Source organism: Bradyrhizobium sp. (assembly GCF_049581145.1).
In the GTDB taxonomy this organism is placed as follows: domain Bacteria; phylum Pseudomonadota; class Alphaproteobacteria; order Rhizobiales; family Xanthobacteraceae; genus Bradyrhizobium.
Genome location: NZ_JBAURI010000177.1, coordinates 1 through 3855, shown reverse-complemented (window position 1 = coordinate 3855; position 3855 = coordinate 1). Strand labels below are relative to the sequence as shown.

3 protein-coding genes and 1 pseudogene are annotated in these 3855 nt (G+C 62.5%); 3 read left to right on the top strand and 1 reads right to left on the bottom strand.

Features of this window, described 5'->3' with window-relative positions:
• Positions 1–787 (bottom strand): FecR family protein (locus WCB02_RS05805; protein WP_423956883.1); only part of this gene is annotated, 787 nt, incomplete at its 3' end.
• A gap of 605 nt (positions 788–1392) precedes the next feature.
• On the opposite strand from WCB02_RS05805, the gene WCB02_RS05800 reads away from it, so the two are divergent.
• The 3 genes and pseudogenes from WCB02_RS05800 to WCB02_RS05790 all read left to right on the top strand — a co-directional run.
• Complete coding sequence (locus tag WCB02_RS05800; RefSeq protein ID WP_423956882.1) at positions 1393–2202, top strand: transglutaminase-like cysteine peptidase; 810 nt, start codon at positions 1393–1395, stop codon at positions 2200–2202.
• A 96-nt stretch (positions 2203–2298) separates the two neighbouring features.
• Positions 2299–3051: an ABC transporter ATP-binding protein gene (locus tag WCB02_RS05795; protein ID WP_423956881.1), complete on the top strand. Its 753-nt coding sequence runs from the start codon at positions 2299–2301 to the stop codon at positions 3049–3051.
• Positions 3048–3855: pseudogene (locus tag WCB02_RS05790) on the top strand (permease); the annotation flags it as partial. The gene WCB02_RS05795 and the pseudogene WCB02_RS05790, both read left to right, overlap by 4 nt.

Here is a 3855-nt window from a genome sequence, read left to right as displayed (position 1 = left end):
GGATGTAGGAGCCGGTGGTTCCATCCGGCTCGACCAGAACCTGGAAGCTGGCATTGGGCTGACCGTTCTGGCCGGGAACCGAGAAATCGATCTCGACCAGCACCGCGGTGCCTCGAATGCCCATGGTCGCGACCGGCGTATCGATCTTCATGTCGCCGTGCTTGGCCGTCTGGCCGGCGACAAAGCTGATGGTGCCCGCCACCAGGCTGATCAGCGATGAATTGTTCGACCCGTTGGGGTCGTAGACCATCTCGTTGAGCACCATCCTCGCATTCGACGACAGCCCGAACACGGTGCCGTCGATGAAGGTGATGCCGAGCGTCGAATTGGAACCGGACTGCACCACGTCGCCCTTTTCGACGTTGTCGCCCCTGTTCAGGATGATCGAGACGCCGTTGCGGACCACGGTCGCGCTGCCGTCGAGCTTGGTGACGTGCCCGATCACCTGGTGGGCGCCAACGCTGCCATCGGCCTGGCTGATCCGCACCTCACCTGTCAGGGCGTCGACGAGATCGCCCCCCAGATGCGCGCCGTCGGGCGACGCCAACGCGCGGTGTTTTTCACCTTTGAAGTAATCCTGGACGACGAATTCGTGGTCGTCCTTGGACAGGATCAGGTCGACCCCAGAACGCTTGAAGTCGCCGTTGAACAGAAGTTGCGCATCGGGAACGACGACCGCATCGGCGGGCGGGTGGGCGAAAAATGAGCCAGCCGGGACCTGCGCGTGGGGCTTCGCATCCGAGCCAGGAGGGGAAAAAGTGGCGTCCAATTGGCCGACGTAGTTCAAAGACACACCACAATGGTTAATAAATTATTTCACAATCAGGCTGGGAAGCTGCATATCATTGACTGATCTGTGGCGAAACCATCTCCAGCTTGTGTCATTTCGACCTGATCCGACCAGCGCGGAGCGTATCTTCCAGGAGTAGGGTGGGGTCACGAAGTCTTCCGCGGCGTTTGCGAAGTATACGGTAGGTTGATCTACCGAGCGGCGCATCTTTGAATGTAATTCAATGTATTATCGGCGGAACAAATACTTGACTTACTGTTGGCCTACGCTGCTCTCAGCCATCCTGCGCCAATTTCCGAGCTGAAACTGTGATCTGAATAACAAAACCGCAATTCGAGGCAAATTAGCCATGTTTGCCAAACATCTGTCCGGACACAACCTGTAAATGTACGTGTCGGATCTTCGCGGACGGCCGCGGACCATTTCGACCAGATAAATTTTCACGATGTGGGCGAGACAAATTTCAGTCTGCCGACGATTTTCGGGCCCAAAATATCGGTCTTTAAGCAGAAAAAAAGCCCCTCATCCGATCATTTGCCCCAGAAACGATTCCGGTCACCTAGCGGCCCGACAGGCCTCGATGCCCGGACAAGGGGTGTCAGATGGGGTTTTCCGGTCAGGCGCACGCGCTGCGTGCGGTTCTCTTGGCGTGCGGCATTGCCTGCTTCGGGGCAACAATGGCTGCGAGCGCCAGCACCTTGGAACTCGCGGCGCTCGAACCAGCCGAGTCGACCGCCGAGCCGTTCGGGCTTTCGACCTTGCCGGTTTCGGGCGGCGGCCTGTTGGCAAAATGGCGCGGCGTCGCCCACCAGATCGACGACGAACGGGTGCAGCTCGCGCTGTGCGACGGCGATCGCGAACGCTGCGCCTCCAATGCCGCGTTGAAATTTCTCGCTATCGTCGATGACGCGAGCGCGCTCGAGGGCCGCGCCCGGCTCGGCGAAATCAACCGCGCGATCAATCTGGCGATCCGGCCGATGAGCGATCTGGCGCAATGGGGCCGGATCGATGTCTGGAGCTCGCCGCTCGTCACCTTCTCAACCGGCGCCGGCGATTGCGAGGATTATGCCATCGCCAAGTTCGTCGCCCTGCGCTTCGCCGGTGTCGCGGCAGGAGATTTGCGCATCATCGTGCTGCGCGACCTCATCCACGGCGAAGGCCACGCGGTCGTCTCGGCGCGGCTCGATGGGCATTGGCTGATCCTCGACAACCGGCGGATGGCGATGGTTGAGGACTCCTATCTGACGAATTACCTTCCGCTGTTCGTCATCGATGACTCCGGCGTCATGCGCTACTCCGACATGCCTCTGCTCGCCAACCTGCCCGAGGCGGCACCGGTGACGGCGTCGAGCGACGGACGGCCGCCAGGCATTATCGGGTATCCGGCTGACGTTGCGTTCCCTGACGACTGATCGACCAGGGTCTCCGTGCTCGTCACAGCTCTCGATTCACCGCGCCGAAACAACTACGCTCCTTGTTCGGCCAGCATGCCAAACCGGATGGAGTTCATGACGCCTGAACCATCAGCGCTTCAATTACGCGGCTTGACCAAGCGTTTTGACCGGCTGGCGGTCGATGCGCTCGACCTTACGGTGCGGGCGGGCGAGTTCTATGCCCTGGTCGGCCCGAACGGCGCCGGCAAGACCACGACACTGCGCATGGTCGCTGGCCTGTTGCGGCCCGATGCCGGCTCGGTCGCGATCTTCGGGATCGATGCATTGGAGGATCCGGTCGCCGCCAAGCAGGTGATGGCCTGGGTTTCCGATGAGCCGATGATCTATGACAAGCTGACACCGCTGGAATATCTGGAATTCGTCGCCGGCCTGTGGGGTATAGCGCCTGCCGTCGCGCAAGGCTGCGCCCACGATCTGCTGGTCTCGCTCGGGCTCGAACCGCATCTCAACGAACGCTGCGAGGGGTTTTCCAAGGGGATGCGCCAGAAGGTGGCGCTTGCCGGCGCGCTGGTTCACGACCCCAGGCTGATCATCCTGGACGAGCCGCTCACCGGGCTTGACGCCGTGTCAGCCCGCCATGTCAAGGGGCTGTTGGGCGATCGCGTGCGCGCCGGATGCACCGTGATCATGACCACGCATATTCTGGAAGTGGCCGAGCGCATGGCCGATCGGATCGGCGTCATTGCTTCCGGCCGGCTGGTCGCGGAGGGCACGCTGACCGAATTGCGCCAGCAGAACGGGCGCGCCGATACCAGCCTGGAAGACCTCTTCATCGCGCTGGTGGATGTCGAGGCCGACGCCGCATGAGTTCGGCTGTCGCGATCTCCTGGTTTGCCCGGCATGAGTTGAGGCTCGCCTGGCGCGAATGGCTTGCCATGATCACGGGCGGGCGACGCGGTCGCAAGCGCACAGCCGTGATCGGATTGATCGCCTTCGCCGCCATCATGCATCTGCCGGCCTGGGCGGTGATCGGCCGCTTTGCGAATTTGCGGGCGCCGCTCGACAAACCCTCGCTGATCGTCACGACCGCGACGATCTTCCTGGCCTGGACCCTGATGCTCTCGCAGGCGATCGAATCGGTGACGCGCGTGTTTTATGCCCGCGCCGATCTCGATCTCATCATGTCTTCGCCGGCGAAGCTTTCCGATGTCTTCTCGGTCCGCATCGCCGCGATCGCGCTGACGGTCACCGGAATGGGGCTGTTGCTGTCGACCCCCTTCGTCGACGTCCTGATGTTCGGGGGCGGCACTCGATGGCTTGCCGCCTTCGGCGTCGTGATCGCCGTCGGCCTGTCAGCGGCAGCCGTCGCAATCGCGCTCACCATCGCGCTGTTCCGGCTGATCGGCCCGGCCAGGACGCGGCTGGTCGCCCAGATTCTGGCCGCGGTGATCGGCGCCGGCTTCGTGATCGCGCTGCAGATCGCAGCGATCCTCTCCTACGGCACGCTGTCCCGGTTTGCCGTCCTGACCTCCGACGCAGCCGCCGCCTACGCGCCCGATGCCGGCAGCATCATCTGGTGGCCGGCGCGCGCCACGCTCGGCGACGGCAAGCTGTTGCTGCTTCTGGTGGCCGGAAGCCTCCTGCTGCTCGGCGTCGTGATGGCGATCTTCT